At 66.4% G+C, this 15,558-nt stretch carries 12 protein-coding genes; 6 read left to right on the top strand and 6 right to left on the bottom strand.

The window, feature by feature from the left end; all coding sequences use genetic code 11:
* The 6 genes from QHF83_RS35025 to QHF83_RS35000 all read right to left on the bottom strand — a co-directional run.
* Positions 1 to 183, bottom strand: a 183-nt coding sequence (locus tag QHF83_RS35025) for a hypothetical protein (RefSeq protein WP_282422372.1), incomplete at its 3' end; no start/stop codon positions are given.
* A gap of 132 nt (positions 184 to 315) precedes the next feature.
* Positions 316 to 2,676: a glycoside hydrolase family 9 protein gene (locus QHF83_RS35020; protein WP_282422371.1), complete on the bottom strand. Its 2,361-nt coding sequence runs from the start codon at positions 2,674 to 2,676 to the stop codon at positions 316 to 318.
* A 26-nt stretch (positions 2,677 to 2,702) separates the two neighbouring features.
* Positions 2,703 to 3,470, bottom strand: a complete 768-nt coding sequence (locus tag QHF83_RS35015; RefSeq protein ID WP_282422370.1) for a hypothetical protein — start codon at positions 3,468 to 3,470, stop codon at positions 2,703 to 2,705.
* 8 nt (positions 3,471 to 3,478) lie between these two features.
* Positions 3,479 to 5,179 (bottom strand): hypothetical protein, encoded by a 1,701-nt coding sequence (locus QHF83_RS35010; RefSeq protein WP_282422369.1) that lies wholly within the window; start codon positions 5,177 to 5,179, stop codon positions 3,479 to 3,481.
* Positions 5,180 to 5,231: 52 nt separating this feature from the next.
* Positions 5,232 to 6,821, bottom strand: coding sequence for a hypothetical protein (locus QHF83_RS35005; RefSeq protein WP_282422368.1), 1,590 nt, complete (start codon positions 6,819 to 6,821; stop codon positions 5,232 to 5,234).
* Positions 6,822 to 6,995: 174 nt separating this feature from the next.
* Complete coding sequence (locus tag QHF83_RS35000; protein ID WP_282422367.1) at positions 6,996 to 8,933, bottom strand: hypothetical protein; 1,938 nt, start codon at positions 8,931 to 8,933, stop codon at positions 6,996 to 6,998.
* Between the two features lie 457 nt (positions 8,934 to 9,390).
* Here QHF83_RS35000 and QHF83_RS34995 point away from each other — a divergent pair, with 457 nt between their 5' ends.
* The 6 genes from QHF83_RS34995 to QHF83_RS34970 all read left to right on the top strand — a co-directional run bounded on the left by QHF83_RS34995 (position 9,391) and on the right by QHF83_RS34970 (position 15,550).
* Positions 9,391 to 10,173, top strand: a complete 783-nt coding sequence (locus tag QHF83_RS34995) for a glycoside hydrolase family 6 protein (RefSeq protein WP_348980499.1) — start codon at positions 9,391 to 9,393, stop codon at positions 10,171 to 10,173.
* Positions 10,174 to 10,223: 50 nt separating this feature from the next.
* Positions 10,224 to 11,570, top strand: coding sequence for an MFS transporter (locus tag QHF83_RS34990; RefSeq protein WP_282422365.1), 1,347 nt, complete (start codon positions 10,224 to 10,226; stop codon positions 11,568 to 11,570).
* 312 nt (positions 11,571 to 11,882) lie between these two features.
* On the top strand, positions 11,883 to 12,734 hold the full coding sequence (locus tag QHF83_RS34985; RefSeq protein ID WP_282422364.1) for a hypothetical protein: 852 nt from the start codon (positions 11,883 to 11,885) through the stop codon (positions 12,732 to 12,734).
* Between the two features lie 90 nt (positions 12,735 to 12,824).
* The gene (locus QHF83_RS34980; protein WP_282422363.1) at positions 12,825 to 13,214 is read left to right on the top strand and encodes a type II toxin-antitoxin system PemK/MazF family toxin; all 390 of its coding nucleotides are present in this window, start codon (positions 12,825 to 12,827) and stop codon (positions 13,212 to 13,214) included.
* Between the two features lie 93 nt (positions 13,215 to 13,307).
* Complete coding sequence (locus QHF83_RS34975; RefSeq protein WP_282422362.1) at positions 13,308 to 14,747, top strand: hypothetical protein; 1,440 nt, start codon at positions 13,308 to 13,310, stop codon at positions 14,745 to 14,747.
* A gap of 5 nt (positions 14,748 to 14,752) precedes the next feature.
* On the top strand, positions 14,753 to 15,550 hold the full coding sequence (locus QHF83_RS34970; protein WP_282422361.1) for a hypothetical protein: 798 nt from the start codon (positions 14,753 to 14,755) through the stop codon (positions 15,548 to 15,550).
* The last annotated feature ends 8 nt before the right edge of the window (positions 15,551 to 15,558 follow it).

Here is a 15,558-nt window from a genome sequence, read left to right as displayed (position 1 = left end):
GCCGCCGCCCGGGCCGCCGCCGCCCGGACCGCCGCCGCCGGGGCCGGGGCCTCCGCCGCCGCTCGCGCCTGCCCCTCCCCCTCCGGTGGTATCCGTCGATCCCTCGTCGCATGCGGCGGCCGAGACCACGAGCAAGCCCATCACGACGGCAAAGAAAGCACGATGTTCGTTCACGAATTTCATGGCTGCACAGGACCTTTCGGTGGGAGCGGAGGGGGAACCGCTCGGAAGGAATGCGGATCATCGTAGCGGAGCCCCGACGCGACCACAATGCGCCGCGTGGGATTCCGTTTTCGCTTCATTCGTTCGAGGAGATCAGATTCGACCTTTTTCGTCGAGGAACGCGGCGACCCAGGCGAGCGGCGCATTCCAGTTGATGGTGATCTCGTTCAAGCCCCAGGCCTCGATGTGGTCGACGAAGCATTTTTGCGGCGCGCAGCCGGCGAGCCCCGCGGCCTGACCGTAGGGATCGTCGAGCCCGGAGTTCGGGCCTCCCGAGACCGCGCCGGGCGGCGCCGTCGGGAACTTCGCGTCGACCTGGTTCGCCCAGAATCGATGGTGCGGGTTCTTGAGCGGATTCGACCCGTAGCCGGTCACGTACGACTGCACCATCGGATTCTTGCCGAGGAGGTAATCCATCCCCTCCACCGCGCCGCCGAGGTACTTCGGTTTGCTCGTGAAATCGTGCGCGAGCGAGAGGATCACGATGTTGTTGAGCACGCACGAGTTCGAGCCCCAGGGGTACTTGCGCGACCCTCCGGCCTTGAAGGGCAAACGATACCCCTCGGCGTCGACGACGCCGAGGTACACGTCCGCGGCCGCGACGACGCTCGAGCGCATGGCCGCGACGAGATCCTTGTCGAGCTTGTTCGGGACCACGGCGAGCGAAATCGTGCCGAGCGCCTGCGTCATCTGCCACGTCATCGACGTCGACGCGCCGCCGGCCGTGCCCGCGCCCGTCTGGGGCACGGCCATGTAATGCTTCGACTTCGTCAGGGCCGTCTGGTACTCGTCCTTGCCCGTCGTGATGAAGAGCTCGGCCGCGGCCCAGTAAAATTCGTCGCTCACGTCGATGTCGTCGTACGGCCCGCCGCCGGTGTTGTCGCTCGCCGGCGCGTACACCGCCGGGTTCGCCTTCGCGGCGGCCCAGGCCTTCTCCGCGGCGGCCAGGGCTTTCGCCGAGAACGCCGGATCGAACGTCTTCCAGATGCGCGCCGCCTGCGCCGCGTTCGCCGCGAGGTTCAAGGTCGCCGAAGTGCTCGGCGGGCGCAAGAACCGCTTCATGTTGGCCTCGTGCGGCGCAAGCCCGAGCCCGGTCCATTTCTCGTCGTGGACCTTGTGGTGCACCATGCCCGCGCGCGGCTGACCGTCCGGCACCTGCATCTTGAGCATCCACTCGAGCTCGTACCGCGCCTCGTCGAGGATGTCCGGCACCCCGTTCTTGTTCTCCGGAATCGCGAGCTTCCCGTCCCCGAAATCGTTCACGCTCGTACCGAGGTGCTTCGCCCGCTCGTACTGCGCGAGCATCGTCCAGACCGAGATGCCCCCGTTGACCACGTATTTGCCGTGATCACCGGCGTCGTACCAGCCGCCGGACACGTCGAGCGAATACGAGCAGCCCGTCCCCGGCGCGCACGGCACGCTCTTGTCGCTCGTGTGGCCCGCGGGGCGCGTCCATTTCTCCTCGCCCGCGTAAGGCATGGTGATCGGCATGCCGCTGCGGTTGTGGTAGAAATAAGCGAGCGCGTCGTACTTGAGCTTCCCGTAAAGATCCTTCCGGACGTCGAAGGGAAAACTCGTCTCGCCCTCGACGCGGAGCTCGTACTTGTCGCCGGGCTTCGTGAACGAGCTGAAATCCACGACGTGGACGTGCTCGCCGGACGCGGGATCGTCGCCGAAGACCGTCGTCGTCCCCTTGGCGACCGACTCCTTGCCCTCCCGAACGATCTCCCACGCGACGGGCTTGTTCGGCGCGGCCTTCACGAGCGCCTTCTTCACGAGCCCCGGGAAATACCCGATCTGATTGACCCGCACCTTGGGCAACTTCACCTGCGGCGGCGGCGGCGGCGCCTTGAAGTCGGGGTCGTCCAGACGAACATCGTCCAGACAAACCGTCACGCCTCCCTCGGCGGCGAGGCCTCCGCCCATGTGAAAGGCGAGCTCCGCCGTCGGATCGTCACCCCTGCCCATGACGAACGCGCCCTCGAAGCGCTGCGGCTTCGTCTTCAGCTCGATGGTGCTCGACCAGTACTCGGCATACGGCGGCCCGGCCATGCCCACCTTGGGCCGGACCCGCGTGGGTTTGCTCGCCCAGGCCTTGAAGCGCACGGTGTACGTGTGGCCGCGCTTGACGACCATCTCGCGATGCCGGACCTGCGCGTCCCACGGGTTCGCGCCTTTGTCGTCGATCTTCAGGCAAAACGCGCCGTTCTCGACCGACGCCTTGCCCGTCGCGGGCGCGCTGAACGACGTGGTCCACGGCAGGCTCGTGCCGTCCTCGAAATCGCTGTTCTTGAGCAGGTTGTTGCCGCCCTGCGGCGCCACCTGCGGCCCGTTCGCCACGGGCGCGGGGCCCGGGTCGCTCGGCGCATTCGGATCTTGCGAAGCGGCGCCGGGCGTGCAGCCCGAGAGCAGGAGCGCCGCGTAGAGCATGCTCGATGAGGTCACGTTGCGCATGACAAACCTCGCGTAACGCCCCCGCGTCACGGACAACCCGTGAACTGGATGTCGTCGACGTAGATGTCGTAGTCGGCCCCGGGCGTGTTCACCTGCCACTGAATGCCGAACATCTTCGCGCTCTCGATTCCGCCGGGCCGCGGCTGGCCCCACCCGGCCTGCTGCTGCGCCGCGCCGAACAGGACGACGTACTGGGTCCACGTCGTCGTGAGCTCGATATCCATGCCGAAGTCGTTGAAGCACTCCGTGCAGACCTTGCCCTCCGGATCCGTGTTCACGTCCGGCAGCTTGATGCGCACGGTGCCCGTCGAGTTTTCCCCGCGCTTCGCCCAGAACGAGATGCCCTTGTACTGCGAGACGTCGAAGGGCGCCTTCGGATCGATGAAGTTGAAGCCCATGCCCGCGAAGATCGTCCCCGATCCGCCGAGCTTGCCGTTCATGCGCGCCGAGCTCTGCGAGCCGTTCGCGCCGCCGGGGCTCATCGAAAACGTGCCGCCCAGCGCGCCCGCCTGCGGCGTGACCGTCGAGCCGGCCTTGTCGGCGAACGTGTACCAGTAGCCGCCCCGGCCCTTGCTCACCGCGAGCTGGTTGTTGTTGTCCTCGCCGTCATCGAGCAATCCATCGGCCGGACAAACCTTGGCGTCCGGCGAATCGAGGTTCGTGCCCGCGCCTGCGCCTGCGCCTGCGCCCGCGCCACCGCCGCCCGGCGGGCGCGGGATGCATCCGGAGATGGCCGGCACGAACGCGCAGAGCGCGACGAAGGCCCCCATCGAGTACGTGATCGCCTTGTTCATGTTCGCCCTCACCACCAGATCGAGGCCTGCAGCCGGATGACGTTGAGATCGGGCCGGGTCGCCGGCGCGCCGCGTGTCCCCGGATCCTGGTTCGTCGTGGTCGCGCCGAAGCCGTCCGGGAGCGTGGGCGCCGCCGGCGGCTGCGTGCATTGCAGCGGGGAGGCCGCTGCGCACTCCCGCACGTTGTAGAAGTAACGCGAATACTGCAGGGAGATCTCCTCGTGCGCGAGCCAATCCGAGCGGAAGACGATGCGCGGCGAGAGGATCGCGAACGACTGCTCGGGGATCTTGGAGTTCGGCTGCAAGCGGTCGAAGCGCAGGCCGAGCCCGAGCCACGATTTGATGCGGCCGTTGAGGTCGAAGCCGTACTTGAGCTTCCGGACGCCATCCATGTCGGGGTCCTTGCTCGAGATGAAGTTCGCCATGGTGAAGGCCGCGATCTTGAGATCGGGCCCCTCGCCCCAGTAACGTTGCCCCGGGGTCTTCATGTTCGAGAGGATGTTGGCGATGCTGAGCTCGTATTGCGCGAGCAGCGTGTTCACCGCGCCGTTGCCCTCGCTCTGGGGGGTCGCGTCGTCGAGGTAGTTGCTCGTGATGCCGAGCGCGAACTCACCGCCGCCGTTCGCGTGGATCACCTCGACCGCGGGCCCGACGACCCGCGCGTTCTCCGCGGATACGCGGGAGAAACCCGCGTAGAGATACCCGTACATGTTCGCATCGAGGCGCACGTCCGCGCCGATCACGCTCATGTTGCCGTTCGGCACGTTCACCAGCGTCGAGCCGGGCCGATCCTCTTCTTGCGCCCAGGTATAAAAATGGTGGGCGGAGACGTCCAGCATCTTCTTCCAGTTCAGGCCGGCGTGCAAATGGTTCACGAGCGTGAAGCGGGCGTCGTTGTAGATGCTCGGGTTCGGGCGACGCACGCCGAAGCCCTGCTCGCCCCACAAGGTAAAGTCGCCGACGTCGATCTCCATGCGGAGCGTCTCGCCCAGCGTGTGCGTGCGGCCGAAGAGGAACGTGTCGTAATACCCGGCGTCGTACCGGCCCGCCATGCCATACCGACCCCAGAAGCTGCCGACCTTGGCCTCGAGGCGAACGTTGAGCCAGGGCAGCTCGGGCGTGAGCGTGACCCAGCCCTGGGCAATGCCGAACTGCGCGAGGTTCTCCTTCCACGCGGCGTCCGTGAAGTTGAAGGCGAGGATGCCCGCCGTGGCCTTGGCCCACCCCTTCGAGTAGCTGAAGTAGAGCTCGGCCCAGTCGCGCGCCTGGTGGCCGGAGTATTGCCAGTTGAGATATTGATCGTCCGGCACGACGGGCGCGTGCAGGGTGGTCTTGCTCTGATCCGGCAGGGGATTGTCGCGGGCGCCGATGCCGATCCGCATCGGAGCGCGGAAGTAGCCGTGGAACTCGAAGCCGTCGGACTTGCCCGCGTTGTTACCCCCCGAAATGCCCGTGACCGCGGGGCTCGAGTTGCCGAAGCTCGGTGGAGGGCCCTGGGGCGTCTGCACATCGGGCGCGGTCGGCTTCTGCGCCGATTGCGCGGGCGCGGGCTTCGCGGGCGCGGCTTGCGCGGAGCCTCCCCCGGCGCTCGTGTTTTGCATCTGCACGACCGGAACGTCCTCGTCGGCAGGCTTCGGATCCCCCTGCGCCAGCGCCGGCAAGGGCACGAGCACACCACAGAGCAGCATGGTCAACGAGGACAAACGCATCGGAGCTCCTCTCACCACCCCTGAACGAAACATGTTTGAATACACGGCGGATTCAGAAGCCGTGCGAATACCCGAGCGTGGCGCCGAGCGCCGTGCCCGGAGCGCCGAAGAGCTGCATCAGCCGGACCTCCGCGACGGGCCCGGTGTTCGGCCGGATCGCGTACATCGCGCCGCCGCCCGCCGCGATGAAGACGAGGCCCGATTTCTTCCACGCGTCGAGGACGAGCCTCTTGTCCGCGATGAAGTCCTGCTCGGTATTGTACACCGTGACCTTGACCGAGGCGTCGACCTGCGCGAGCCCGCCGCCGAGGGTCACGAAGGGCCGGAATCCCGTCCCGGCGAACGGATCGGCGCCGAACCAGTAGGCCGCCCGCGCCTCGGCGTGAACCGGGACGAACGCCGCGCCGTCCGGCGCCTGCGGCCCGCCGCCGAACACGAACCCGGCGCGCAGCCCGGCCGTGAAGTTTTTCCCGAACACCCGCTCGTACCCGATGAAGATCCGCGTGGTCGCGACCGCGAGGCCCCCGGCGAGCTGGCCGCCGGATTTGTCGTACGGGATGGCCTCGTAGAAATCGTCCCCCGAAAAGCAGGTATACTCGTTCCCGCCGGAGCACGTGCCGGTCGCGCCCGACAGCCCCAGAAAATCCTGCTGGAGGCCGAGGGTCACCCAGTTCTTTCGGGCGACGGACGGCGCCTCCGGCGGTTTGTCGCAGGTCTCCCCTTCCGGGCAAGCCTTTTCCTCGCCCGGTTTGGGACACCCGAGGAGCCCCGGCGGGCAATCCGCCGCCTCGGAACACCGCGCGGGCGACGCTTGTCCCGGTAAAGAAGGCGACGCGCCTTCAATCTGGAGCTTGATCTCCACGCTCAGCGGATCTTTCCGGGTGCCGGCGAAAGCGACGACGTTGTTGTCCTTGTCGAAAGCCTGAATGAAATACTTCAACTGCCCGGTCACGCTGCCGACGTCGAGGCAGGGGACCTCGGTTCCATACCCCTGCTGCACCTTCGGCATCTCCAGGGTCTTCCAGGCCGAGGCGCCGAAAGGCCGATACTGGAGCACGACCTTCGTGGCCTCCACGCCCTCTGGCAGCTCCGTATAGAGCGGCACCGGCGTCATCACCGTCTGCTCGGGCGGGGGCGTGTGCACGAGATCGCCTTGCGCCGGTGCGGGCGCGACGGGCCCGGTGTTCGGCGTCGGGCTCGGGGGCGGAGACTCGGGATTGCCCCCGCCGCCGACGCCGGCCGCAACCTTTGCGTCCTTGAAGACGCTCTCGATCTCCTCGGAGGTGAGATCCGGATCGAGCGTGATGTCGGGATCGGCCTTGAGCGCCGCGACGAACTCGGCCTTGCCCTCCTCGATCTTGTTCATCCCGCCGGCATAAACGACGCCGAGGTCCCGGTGCAGCCGGGCCACCACCTTGTTCGAACAGGATTTCGGGCCGCAGAGCGTGAGCGCTTGCTTGAGCTTTTTCTCTGCCTCCGCGAACTTGGTGCCGAGATAATCCGCCTCGATTGCTTTTTTCGCCAGATCGAGCGCAGCAGCGTCGTTCGGCTCCGCGCTCGCCACCCGTGCGGCGGCGATGACGAAATGAAACAAGGCGACGGACGCGGCGCGCGACAGCGCCCCCGAGAAGCGGCGGTCCATGAATTGGGCACTTTACACGATTTACCGTAACTCTTACAACCACCGCATGCGGGTCGGGCGCAAAAAAATTGACGCTCCGGGGGCGGTGGAGCGAGGTGGCGCGGAGGGTTTTACCCGTATCCGAAAGTTTTACCTCGGATGCGGGTAAAACCAGGGAGGCCCCTCCTCATTATATTACTTGGGCGGGGGCGGGGGCGGGATGTCGAAGATGTCCCAGGCCGGCGTCAGGTTGCTCGTCTTCGGATCCTGGTTCCAGATGTAGACCGCCGGGTAGGTCACGTAGTTGCCCTGCGCGTCGCGCACGATGGCCGTCATGTAGAGCTGCGAGGAGCGCGTGTCCGCCGGGCTGTACTGGTTCGGGGGCACGATGAACGCACCCGGATAATCCCGCGCCGAGGAGAAGATCAGCCAGTAGTAGGTCTTGCCGTTCGGCACGCCGCCGAGCACCGTGGGCGACCACTTGGCCCAGCTATTGATGAGGCCCGGGCTCGTCTGGTTCGTGCACGCCGGCGGGTCGTTCGCCGCGAGGCGGATGGCCGTCCCGCCGCTCGCCGGGATGACGTACACCTCGCCGTCGGGACGATAGTAGATCTTTCCACTCGTATTGCCCGCGCGGTTGTACGCGATGAGCTTGTCGTCCGCCGAGAACGAGGGGTAATACTCGGACACACCCGGCGTCGCCGCGCCTTGCACCGGTGTGACCGTGCCGCCCTGGCGATTGTTGTAGGGGACCGTCTTGATGTCGGTCTCGACATTGTCGGCGATGCGGCCGTCCTGGGATTTTCCTGCCGACGTGTACACGATGGTCTGACCATCGTGGCTCCAATTCGGGGCGACGATGCCCTGCGACTCGCCAGACGTCTGGAGGAAACCCCATGCCGTGCCCTGCGCGCTCTTGATCGCGTCGTTCGTCGGGCCGCTCTGCCCCTCGGTCCAGGGAATGTTCACGTTCGTCTCGAGGTCGAACCAGGCGAGCCGGTCCGAGCCGTAGCCGGCGCTATCGGTGAAGCCGATGTCGACGTTCCGGTTCGCGTACGGAGTGATCGCGATACGATTGCCGGCGCCCCAGACCGCCTTGGAGAACGTCATCATGCCGAGCCACGGCTGGCTCAAGAGCCGCTGTGCACCCGGGGTGAAATAAGCCGGCACCTCGCCCGCTTTGTCCTCCTCGATGCCGCTGACGACATTGTTCCACGGCCAGTGATCGGTGTATCCGACGGCCTTGCCATCGGGCGTCGAGATGTGGCAGCCGATGCACTGCACGCGCCCCTGGGGGACGCCCTTGGGGTCGGTGTACTTGCCACGCAGCTCGCGCCCGCCCTCGGCGAGGATGCCGCCCTGCTGGACCTGCGGGATCGTCAGCGCGTCGATCGTGGTCTCGTCGCCGACGTAGAAGCCGACGAGCTTGCTCGTCGTCGGCGTGACGTCGGACGAGGTCGATGCCCAGTACACCATGGATCCACCCGCCGTGACGGGCGCGATCGTGAATGTGCCCGTGGCGCCCGTGGGCGTGCCGGGGTTCTGCGAGTTCACGCCGCGGATGGTCACCTGGATCTCTTGATCGATGGCGCCGCCCTTGACACCGATGGCTTCCCAGATCTCCTTCGGCATGGCCCAGATCGGGCTCGCCGAGTAGGCGACGAGCGCGTTCTTCTGGTTCGGCGCCTTGAGGCGGATCTCGAAGAGGTTCTCGTTGCCCGCGGGTTTGACGCGGAACCGGACGCGCAGCCAGTTTGCCGGGAAGAGCGCGCCGGGTTTGCCCCCGTCTCCGAGGTGCGGCTCGACGATGCAGAGCCCGGGCGTGTAATTGTCGGGCTCGCCGAAGAGCTCGGGCGCGTTCGAGGGGGCATTCCCGTCGAAGATCGGATCGGCAGGGAAATCATCGCAGTTCGCCTGGCAGTTCGCGTTCACGATCACGTCGCCGCCGACCGGACCGCCGCCCGCCGCGCCCATCCCGCCCGTGGGATTGAAGATGTCGCCGCCGCTTCCGCCCTGGCCTCCCGATGCGCCCGAGCCGCCAGACCCCGTGGGCGTCTTGTCGCCCCCGCCCCCCGCCGAACAGCCGACGGCCATGCCGATACCCAAGATGAAGCATGCCCCGATGAATCGCATCGCTCGCCTCCTGTTTAAAAAGATCGAGAGCAGCACCAACATTCTCACGGAGCGCCCGTCGGCTGCACGCGTTTTTTCGCCGGCCCGGGCGCCGAGCGCCGCATTCCCAGGGGCGGAGAAAAATCCATCCGCGCGACAATGAGGGCGCGAGCGCGAGGGAAAGCCGAAATGTGCTTGACGTGTGACTCGCCCGTTGCGCCCCAAGCTCGACAGGCACTACACAATAAGGATGGCTCTGCGCCCGTGTGTCCTCTCCTGGGCCGCCTCCGCGGCGCTCCTCTGCGCGTGTATCCCGAGGCCACAGGGCGGCGCAGGGGAGATACAAGCGCAAGGAGGCGCGACGTCGCCTGCGCCCGGGGAAAACCCGTTCACCGGAGTTCGCCTTTACGTCGATCCGGCATCCTCGGCGCGAAGGCAAGTCGAAGCGTGGCGCCCCTCCCGTCCAGAGGACGCGGCCATGATCGAAAAAATCGCCCGCGAGCCGCAGTCCTTTTGGTTCGGTGACTGGAATCACGACGTCACCGCGGACGTGGACGCGCGCATGTCGGAGATCGCCGCGGCCGGCGCGGTAGGGCTCCTCGTCGCGTACGACATCCCACACCGGGACTGCGGCAATCACTCGGCGGGCGGGGCGTCGGCCGCGGAGGGATACAAGGCCTGGATCCGGGCATTGGCCCGGGGGATCGGAGGACGCCGCGCGGTCGTGATTCTGGAGCCGGACGCGCTCGGGCTCCTCAAAGACTGTCTCACGCCCGAACAACAAGAGGAGCGCCTCGGGCTCCTCGCCGACGCGGTGACCGTCCTCGGGCAGAGCGGCGCGGTCTCCGTGTACATCGACGCGGGCAACGCGAAATGGCAACCCCCGCCCGTGATGGCCGAGCGCCTGCGCGCCGCGGGGATCGAAAAGGCTCGCGGGTTCGCGCTGAACGTCTCCAATTTCGTGACCACGGAGGAGAGCGTCGCGTACGGAAAGCAAATTTCAACGTTGCTCTCCGGCAAGCCGTTCGTCGTCGACACGAGCCGGAACGGGAGCGGGCCGACGAAGGAGCTGCAATGGTGCAATCCCGATGGACGCGCGCTCGGCAAGCCGCCGACGACCGAGACGGGGGATCCGCTCGTGGATGCGTATCTGTGGATCAAGCTCCCCGGCGAATCGGACGGGGCTTGCAACGGCGGCCCGCGCGCAGGGGAGTGGTGGCCCGAGTATGCGCTCGGGCTGGCGCAACGCGCCAAACCCTGAAGCGTCGTTTTTCCGAGACAGGGGGCCGTTCCTCCACGTAGCATCCCGGCATGACCGACCTCCCCGCCGCGGCGCCGGCGAGCGCCGAGCCTGCGCCTTCGAATGCAAAGAGGCGGCACCCGATGTTGTGGGTGCCTTCGCTCTACGTCGCGATGGGCACGCCGATGATCACGGTCTCCGTGGTCGCGGCCATCATGTACAAGAACCTCGGCCTCTCGAATACGGACATCACGCTCTACACGAGCTCGATGTACCTGCCGTGGGTGATCAAGCCGCTCTGGTCGCCCGTGGTGGAGATGTTCAGGACCAAGCGCTTTTTTGTGCTCTGTATGGAATTCATCATGATGGTCACGCTCGGCTGCGTGGCGCTTTCGCTCTCGCTCCCGAGTTATCTCGGCCCGACGCTCGCCTTTTTCTGGATCACGGGTTTTGCCTCGGCGACGCAGGACATTGCCGCGGACGGCGTCTACATCAGCTCGATGTCGGAGACCGAGCAGGCGCAATACGTCGGGGTGCAGGGGATCGCCTGGAACATCGGGCGCATCATCGCCTCGGGGCTGCTCGTGACGTTCACGGGCTGGCTGCACAACGGGCTCGGGCTCGACTGGGCGAAATCGTGGATGGTGGTGATGGGCCTGCTCGCCGCGCTCATGGGCATCTCCGGCGTCTGGCACATCTCCGTCCTTCCCACCGGTGGCAAGGCGATGGACGCGCCGAGCGGAATCGGGGACGCGGTGAAGACGTTCGGCGATGCATTCGCGAGCTTCTTCAAGAAGAAGCACATCGTGATGATGCTGCTCGTCGTCTTCTTTTATCGGTTCGGCGAGGGGCTCATCGAGAAGATCGGGCCCCTGTTCATGCTCGACAAACGCGAGGTGGGCGGCCTCGGGCTCGACAACGAGGCGCTCGGCAACATCAACGGCACGTTCGGCACGGTCGGCTTCATCGTCGGCGCGCTGCTCGGCGGGCTCTTTTGCGGGCGGCTCGGGCTCAAGCGCTCGTTCGTGCTCCTCGCACTCGCCCTCAACGTCCCGCACCTGACCTATTTCTACCTGAGCCACGCCCGCCCCGAGAGCCTCTGGCTCATCACGGCCGTCGTGACGATCGAAAAATTCGGCTATGGGTTTGGCTCGGTCGGCCACATGCTCTACATGATGCAGCAGCTCGCGCCCGGGCCGTACAAGACCGCCCATTATGCGTTCGCGACCGGCATCATGGGCCTCAGCATGATGTTCACGGGGATGATCAGCGGGCCCATCCAGGAGGCCGTGGGGCACGCGCATTTCTTCACGATCGTGCTCTTCGCGTCCATCCCGCCGGTGCTCTTCGCGTTCCTCGCGCCCTTCAGCGTGACCTCCGACGATAACAAGAACGCTGCCCTTCCCGCGGGGCATTGAGCCATCGGCGTCGCGCGCCCTCCTCGGCCGTCTTTCCCTCGAACGCCGCGATTTCCTGCATCGTCCACGTCGCACCCGCCACGCTTCCCGTTCCGGAGCCCCTGACCGACATTTCTACGGGGTCTTGCATCCGTAGGCCCGCGCCGAACGCTACCGGTTCGCGTCGGCTCGTACCATGTACGAATCGCACGGCTACACGGATGCGCTCCATCGTGAGCTCTGAGCGTGCGACTGCAAACCCAGAAACTCGATTCCACGAGATTGGAGGGAGTCATGATCGGAATGGGACTCAGGATGCCTACCGAACTCGGGATGCTCCTCGCGGTTTTGACCGCTGCGCAGGCGATCGGCTGTGGCTACGCGGGCGATGGAGAGACCGCGGCGGAGATGAACGGGGAACGCGGGGTCCGGACCACCGAGCAAGCCGTCTCCATTCCCCAGGGCTTCGCCTGGGATTGGGGAAACGTGAATGGCGTTCTGCTGAGCGAAGTCGACAATGTCGCCACCGTCCCCGGCGGCACCACCGTGAGAGGCACCGCGCACTACTTCATCGATGCCGGACTTGCCGGCTGCCCGGGTTGCATCTCCCAGATCATCATGGGCGTAACCACGGAGTCCAAAGAATGCGTTTACAGCGGCGTCGGGATCCGCGACGGAAGCGCCTCGTTCTCGCTGGTTGCTCCACGTGATCCAGGCATTTACCCGGTCTGGGCGAGCCCCCAATGGCAGTACACCTGCGCGGACGCGCTCCGCCTCGCCAACGACGGCAGCGCCGTAGGGCTCATCGCCGTCTATGCAGATCCTCACGATTGGGGGTGGGGATCCCTGTCCAGCGTCAGGGTCAACGGACAGGCGAGCAAGCGGGTCCGCGTGGCGCCCGGCGCGCGTGTATCGCTCGACGCGAGCTACTTCATCGACGCCAGCCGCGGTGGATGCCCGGGGTGCATTTCCCAGATCGTGGTCGGCATCGAGGGCGGTGCGAAGCAGTGCATTTATAGCGGCATGGGCGTCGTCAATCAGCGCGCCGCCTTCACCCTCGAGGCGCCCAGGCAGCGCGGCATCTACCAGGTCTGGGCGAGTCCCCAGTGGCAATACACGTGCGAGGACGCCCTCAACCTCGCGAACGGCGGGGCAGCGGTGGCGTTCATCGAGGTCATCGGCTGAGCAGGGCACCGGCTGGGCTCGCCTCGGGCGCTTCGCGGGGGTACGCTGCTCCCTCTGCCCGAATTCACGTTCGGCGAGCGCTCCATGAACATGACGACAGGAACACGAATGGGCACGGGCCCCGCGACGATCAACCGAGGGGATCTGTTCTGGATCGAGCCGGACGAATCGCGAGGGTCCGTCCCGGGCTACGCGCATCCGCATGTGGTGGTTCAGGACGATGTCTTCAACCACTCGCGCATCCATACCGTGGTCGTGTGCGCATTGACCTCGAACTTGCACCGCGCAAACGAGCCCGGAAACGTGCTGCTCGACGTGGGCGAAGGAAATCTGCCGAAGCAGAGTGTCGTGGTCGTGTCGCAGGTCTCCTCGGTCGAGAAGGCGCGGCTCGGGGAGCGCATCGGGGCGCTGTCCGACGAGCGGGTGGAGCAGATCCTTTCCGGCCTACGATTTCAGCAGACGTCGTTCTTCCATCGGTAACGAACCGCTCCTCCCGGGCGCGCGGAGCCGCGTATGGACAAGCCCGCGTGGATGGCCGATAGTCGAGGCCGGCCCTCCGGGTGCGCCATGCCCATGCCCAGGACTCCCCTCCTCCGTGCCGTGCTCCCGCTCGTGATGCTCGCGTGCGTCGCGTCCTGCAAGAAGGACGCTCCCCCGCCGCCGCAGCAGGAGCCCTCGAAAGCCCCGCCAACGGCGGCTCCGAGCGGGGCCTCCGTGGCCCCCGCGGGGCCGAAGGCCGTGCCCACGCTCGTCCTCGAGGAGTTCGCGCCAGCGGGCAGCAAGCCCGAGGCCGTGTTCGGCGTCGAGGGCGCCGTCGTCGTGACGCACAAGCAGCGCGTCGGCCGGATCGTGGGCGACTCCGTCGAATGGCTGAAGGAGACGATCCTGCCCGAGATCGCCGCATCCCCGACCGTCATCGACTCCGTGGAAGGCCGCTTTCCCGACGCGATCGACGTGCTTTACCGCAGCGACAGCATGCGTGCGCCGGTGCCCTCGTACATGCCGCTGACCGGAAAGGGCACCAGCAAATCCTTCGCCTGGGGTGGTGGCCCCGCCGCGATCAATGGCCTCGCTCGAATCGGGGAATCGGTCCTGCTCCTGGGATGGTCGTACGTGTACGACGAGGGGATCTTCTTCTCGACCGTCCGCGGGCCCAAGCTCGACCGAAAGCAACAAACGCCCGCGGAGGCGGGGTGCAAGCCGGAGGAGGTCCAGAACGAATTCATGCCGGTGAGGCCCGCGATCTGGGCGGACACGATTGCCGCCTCGAAATCGGGCGTGCTCGTCGCCGTGGGCAAGATGTGCCACGAGCGAGGGCCGGCGCTCGAGGTCTGGGACGAGAACGCGACGAAATCGCGGTTCATCGACGTGACGCCCCTCGTGAAGGATGTCGGCTACTGGCCGAAGCTCCTCGGTGGCAAGGACGAGGTCTGGCTCTATTCGGGAAAAACCAATCCGATCCTTCAGCTCGAGGGCGGCGAGCTCACGGCGCTGCCCCGGACCGAGGCGCCGCCGACGCTCGCGTTCGTCTCGACGAGCGGCGTCTTGCACGTGGTCGCGGGGCCCTCGCTCGAGCGATGGGAAGACGGCAAATGGGTGGAGATCGGAAAACTCTCCTGGCCCACGTTGTTCCGCACGATGGTCGTCGACGGCGACGCGATGTGGGCGTCCGCCGAGGGCAAGGTGTACAAGCTCCGCGAGGGGAAAGGCTGGTCGTTCGGGCAAGATTGCAAGACGCCGTTCGTGTACCTCTACGACGTGAGCCCGGGGAACGCGAACAACTTCACGTTTCCCGGCACCCGCAAGGCCCTCGCCACGTTCCCCGGCGTCGCCGACATTCGATTGGTGGAGATCCGCGAGGGCGGGCGGCGGCTCGGCGTCGAGGTAAAGAGCCAGGAGCAAGGTGAGGCCCTCATCACGCACGTGAGGGCCACGATGAAGGACGAGAATCCGATCCTGATCTGCCACGCGCCGAACGAGCCGCGCGTGATCGAGATCAACGACGGAAAATGAGGCCCATGCTTCCGCTCAAGCAACATCCCACCCACTTTCACGCGAGCCCCGGCACGCCCTCCGCGACGGCTCCCAATGTCGTCGCGGGCAAGAGCGCGTATGTCGTCGATGTCGAGGACTACGAGCTCCATCGCACCATGCTTTATGCGCTGGGCGCCAAGAGCGTCGCCAACAAGATGATGGCGACCGCGGACCTCATCATCCATGGCGGGCCCGAGGCCCCACAGAAGGCCCGCGCCAAGTATCCCGCCGCAGAGCGCATCCGAGCGCAGACGATCCTGCCCCTGTTTCACCAGGAGATCCGGTCCTTCGCGGAGCTCGTTCGGGCGCTGGAGCGCCACGGGTTCACCGTGCGCAACCCGAGCGACGAAGGGGATCCGAACTTCGACTTTTTCGAGGTGCCGCTCGTCGACGGGTCGCTGCATGCGACCCTTTTGCACTGGCTCGGGAGCTCGGAGTTCATCCGCGAATTCACGCACAAGCAGCATTTCCCCATCGACGTGCGCGAGGAAGGATACGTCGATTTCCCCCTCCCGGACAGCCGCGGGATCACCTGGTATTACGCCTGGAAGAGCGACGCCTGGGGCCGTGTCCACGCCCAGCGCGGCGAGGGCGATTACCCGCTCGACATCAAGGGCAGCCAGCTCCTGCGCGTCGAGCCCTTGCTCTGGACGCAGAGCACGGGGCTGTACTTCCACGAGTATCCCCGGATCGACAGCGTCGACGGTCTGTTCATCCAGGCAGGCGTCGACGCGCGCACCGGCATGGTGCACGGCGCAGCGATCTCCCGCGTGTGGACGTAGGCGACCGT

The organism is Polyangium sp. 15x6, assembly GCF_029960785.1.
GTDB lineage: Bacteria > Myxococcota_A > Polyangia > Polyangiales > Polyangiaceae > Polyangium.
The sequence above is the reverse complement of the archived record's forward strand: the minus strand, read 5'-3'. Positions and strand labels throughout refer to the sequence as shown.

Excerpts from the sequence above, each read along its gene's own strand:
- QHF83_RS35020 (WP_282422371.1), bottom strand. The coding sequence starts at position 2,676 with ATGCGCAACGTGACCTCATCGAGCATGCTCTACGCGGCGCTCCTGCTC.
- QHF83_RS35015 (WP_282422370.1), bottom strand. The coding sequence starts at position 3,470 with ATGAACAAGGCGATCACGTACTCGATGGGGGCCTTCGTCGCGCTCTGC.
- QHF83_RS35010 (WP_282422369.1), bottom strand. The coding sequence starts at position 5,179 with ATGCGTTTGTCCTCGTTGACCATGCTGCTCTGTGGTGTGCTCGTGCCC.
- QHF83_RS35005 (WP_282422368.1), bottom strand. The coding sequence starts at position 6,821 with ATGGACCGCCGCTTCTCGGGGGCGCTGTCGCGCGCCGCGTCCGTCGCC.
- QHF83_RS35000 (WP_282422367.1), bottom strand. The coding sequence starts at position 8,933 with ATGCGATTCATCGGGGCATGCTTCATCTTGGGTATCGGCATGGCCGTC.
- QHF83_RS34995 (WP_348980499.1), top strand. The coding sequence starts at position 9,391 with ATGATCGAAAAAATCGCCCGCGAGCCGCAGTCCTTTTGGTTCGGTGAC.
- QHF83_RS34990 (WP_282422365.1), top strand. The coding sequence starts at position 10,224 with ATGACCGACCTCCCCGCCGCGGCGCCGGCGAGCGCCGAGCCTGCGCCT.
- QHF83_RS34985 (WP_282422364.1), top strand. The coding sequence starts at position 11,883 with ATGCTCCTCGCGGTTTTGACCGCTGCGCAGGCGATCGGCTGTGGCTAC.
- QHF83_RS34980 (WP_282422363.1), top strand. The coding sequence starts at position 12,825 with ATGACGACAGGAACACGAATGGGCACGGGCCCCGCGACGATCAACCGA.
- QHF83_RS34975 (WP_282422362.1), top strand. The coding sequence starts at position 13,308 with ATGCCCAGGACTCCCCTCCTCCGTGCCGTGCTCCCGCTCGTGATGCTC.
- QHF83_RS34970 (WP_282422361.1), top strand. The coding sequence starts at position 14,753 with ATGCTTCCGCTCAAGCAACATCCCACCCACTTTCACGCGAGCCCCGGC.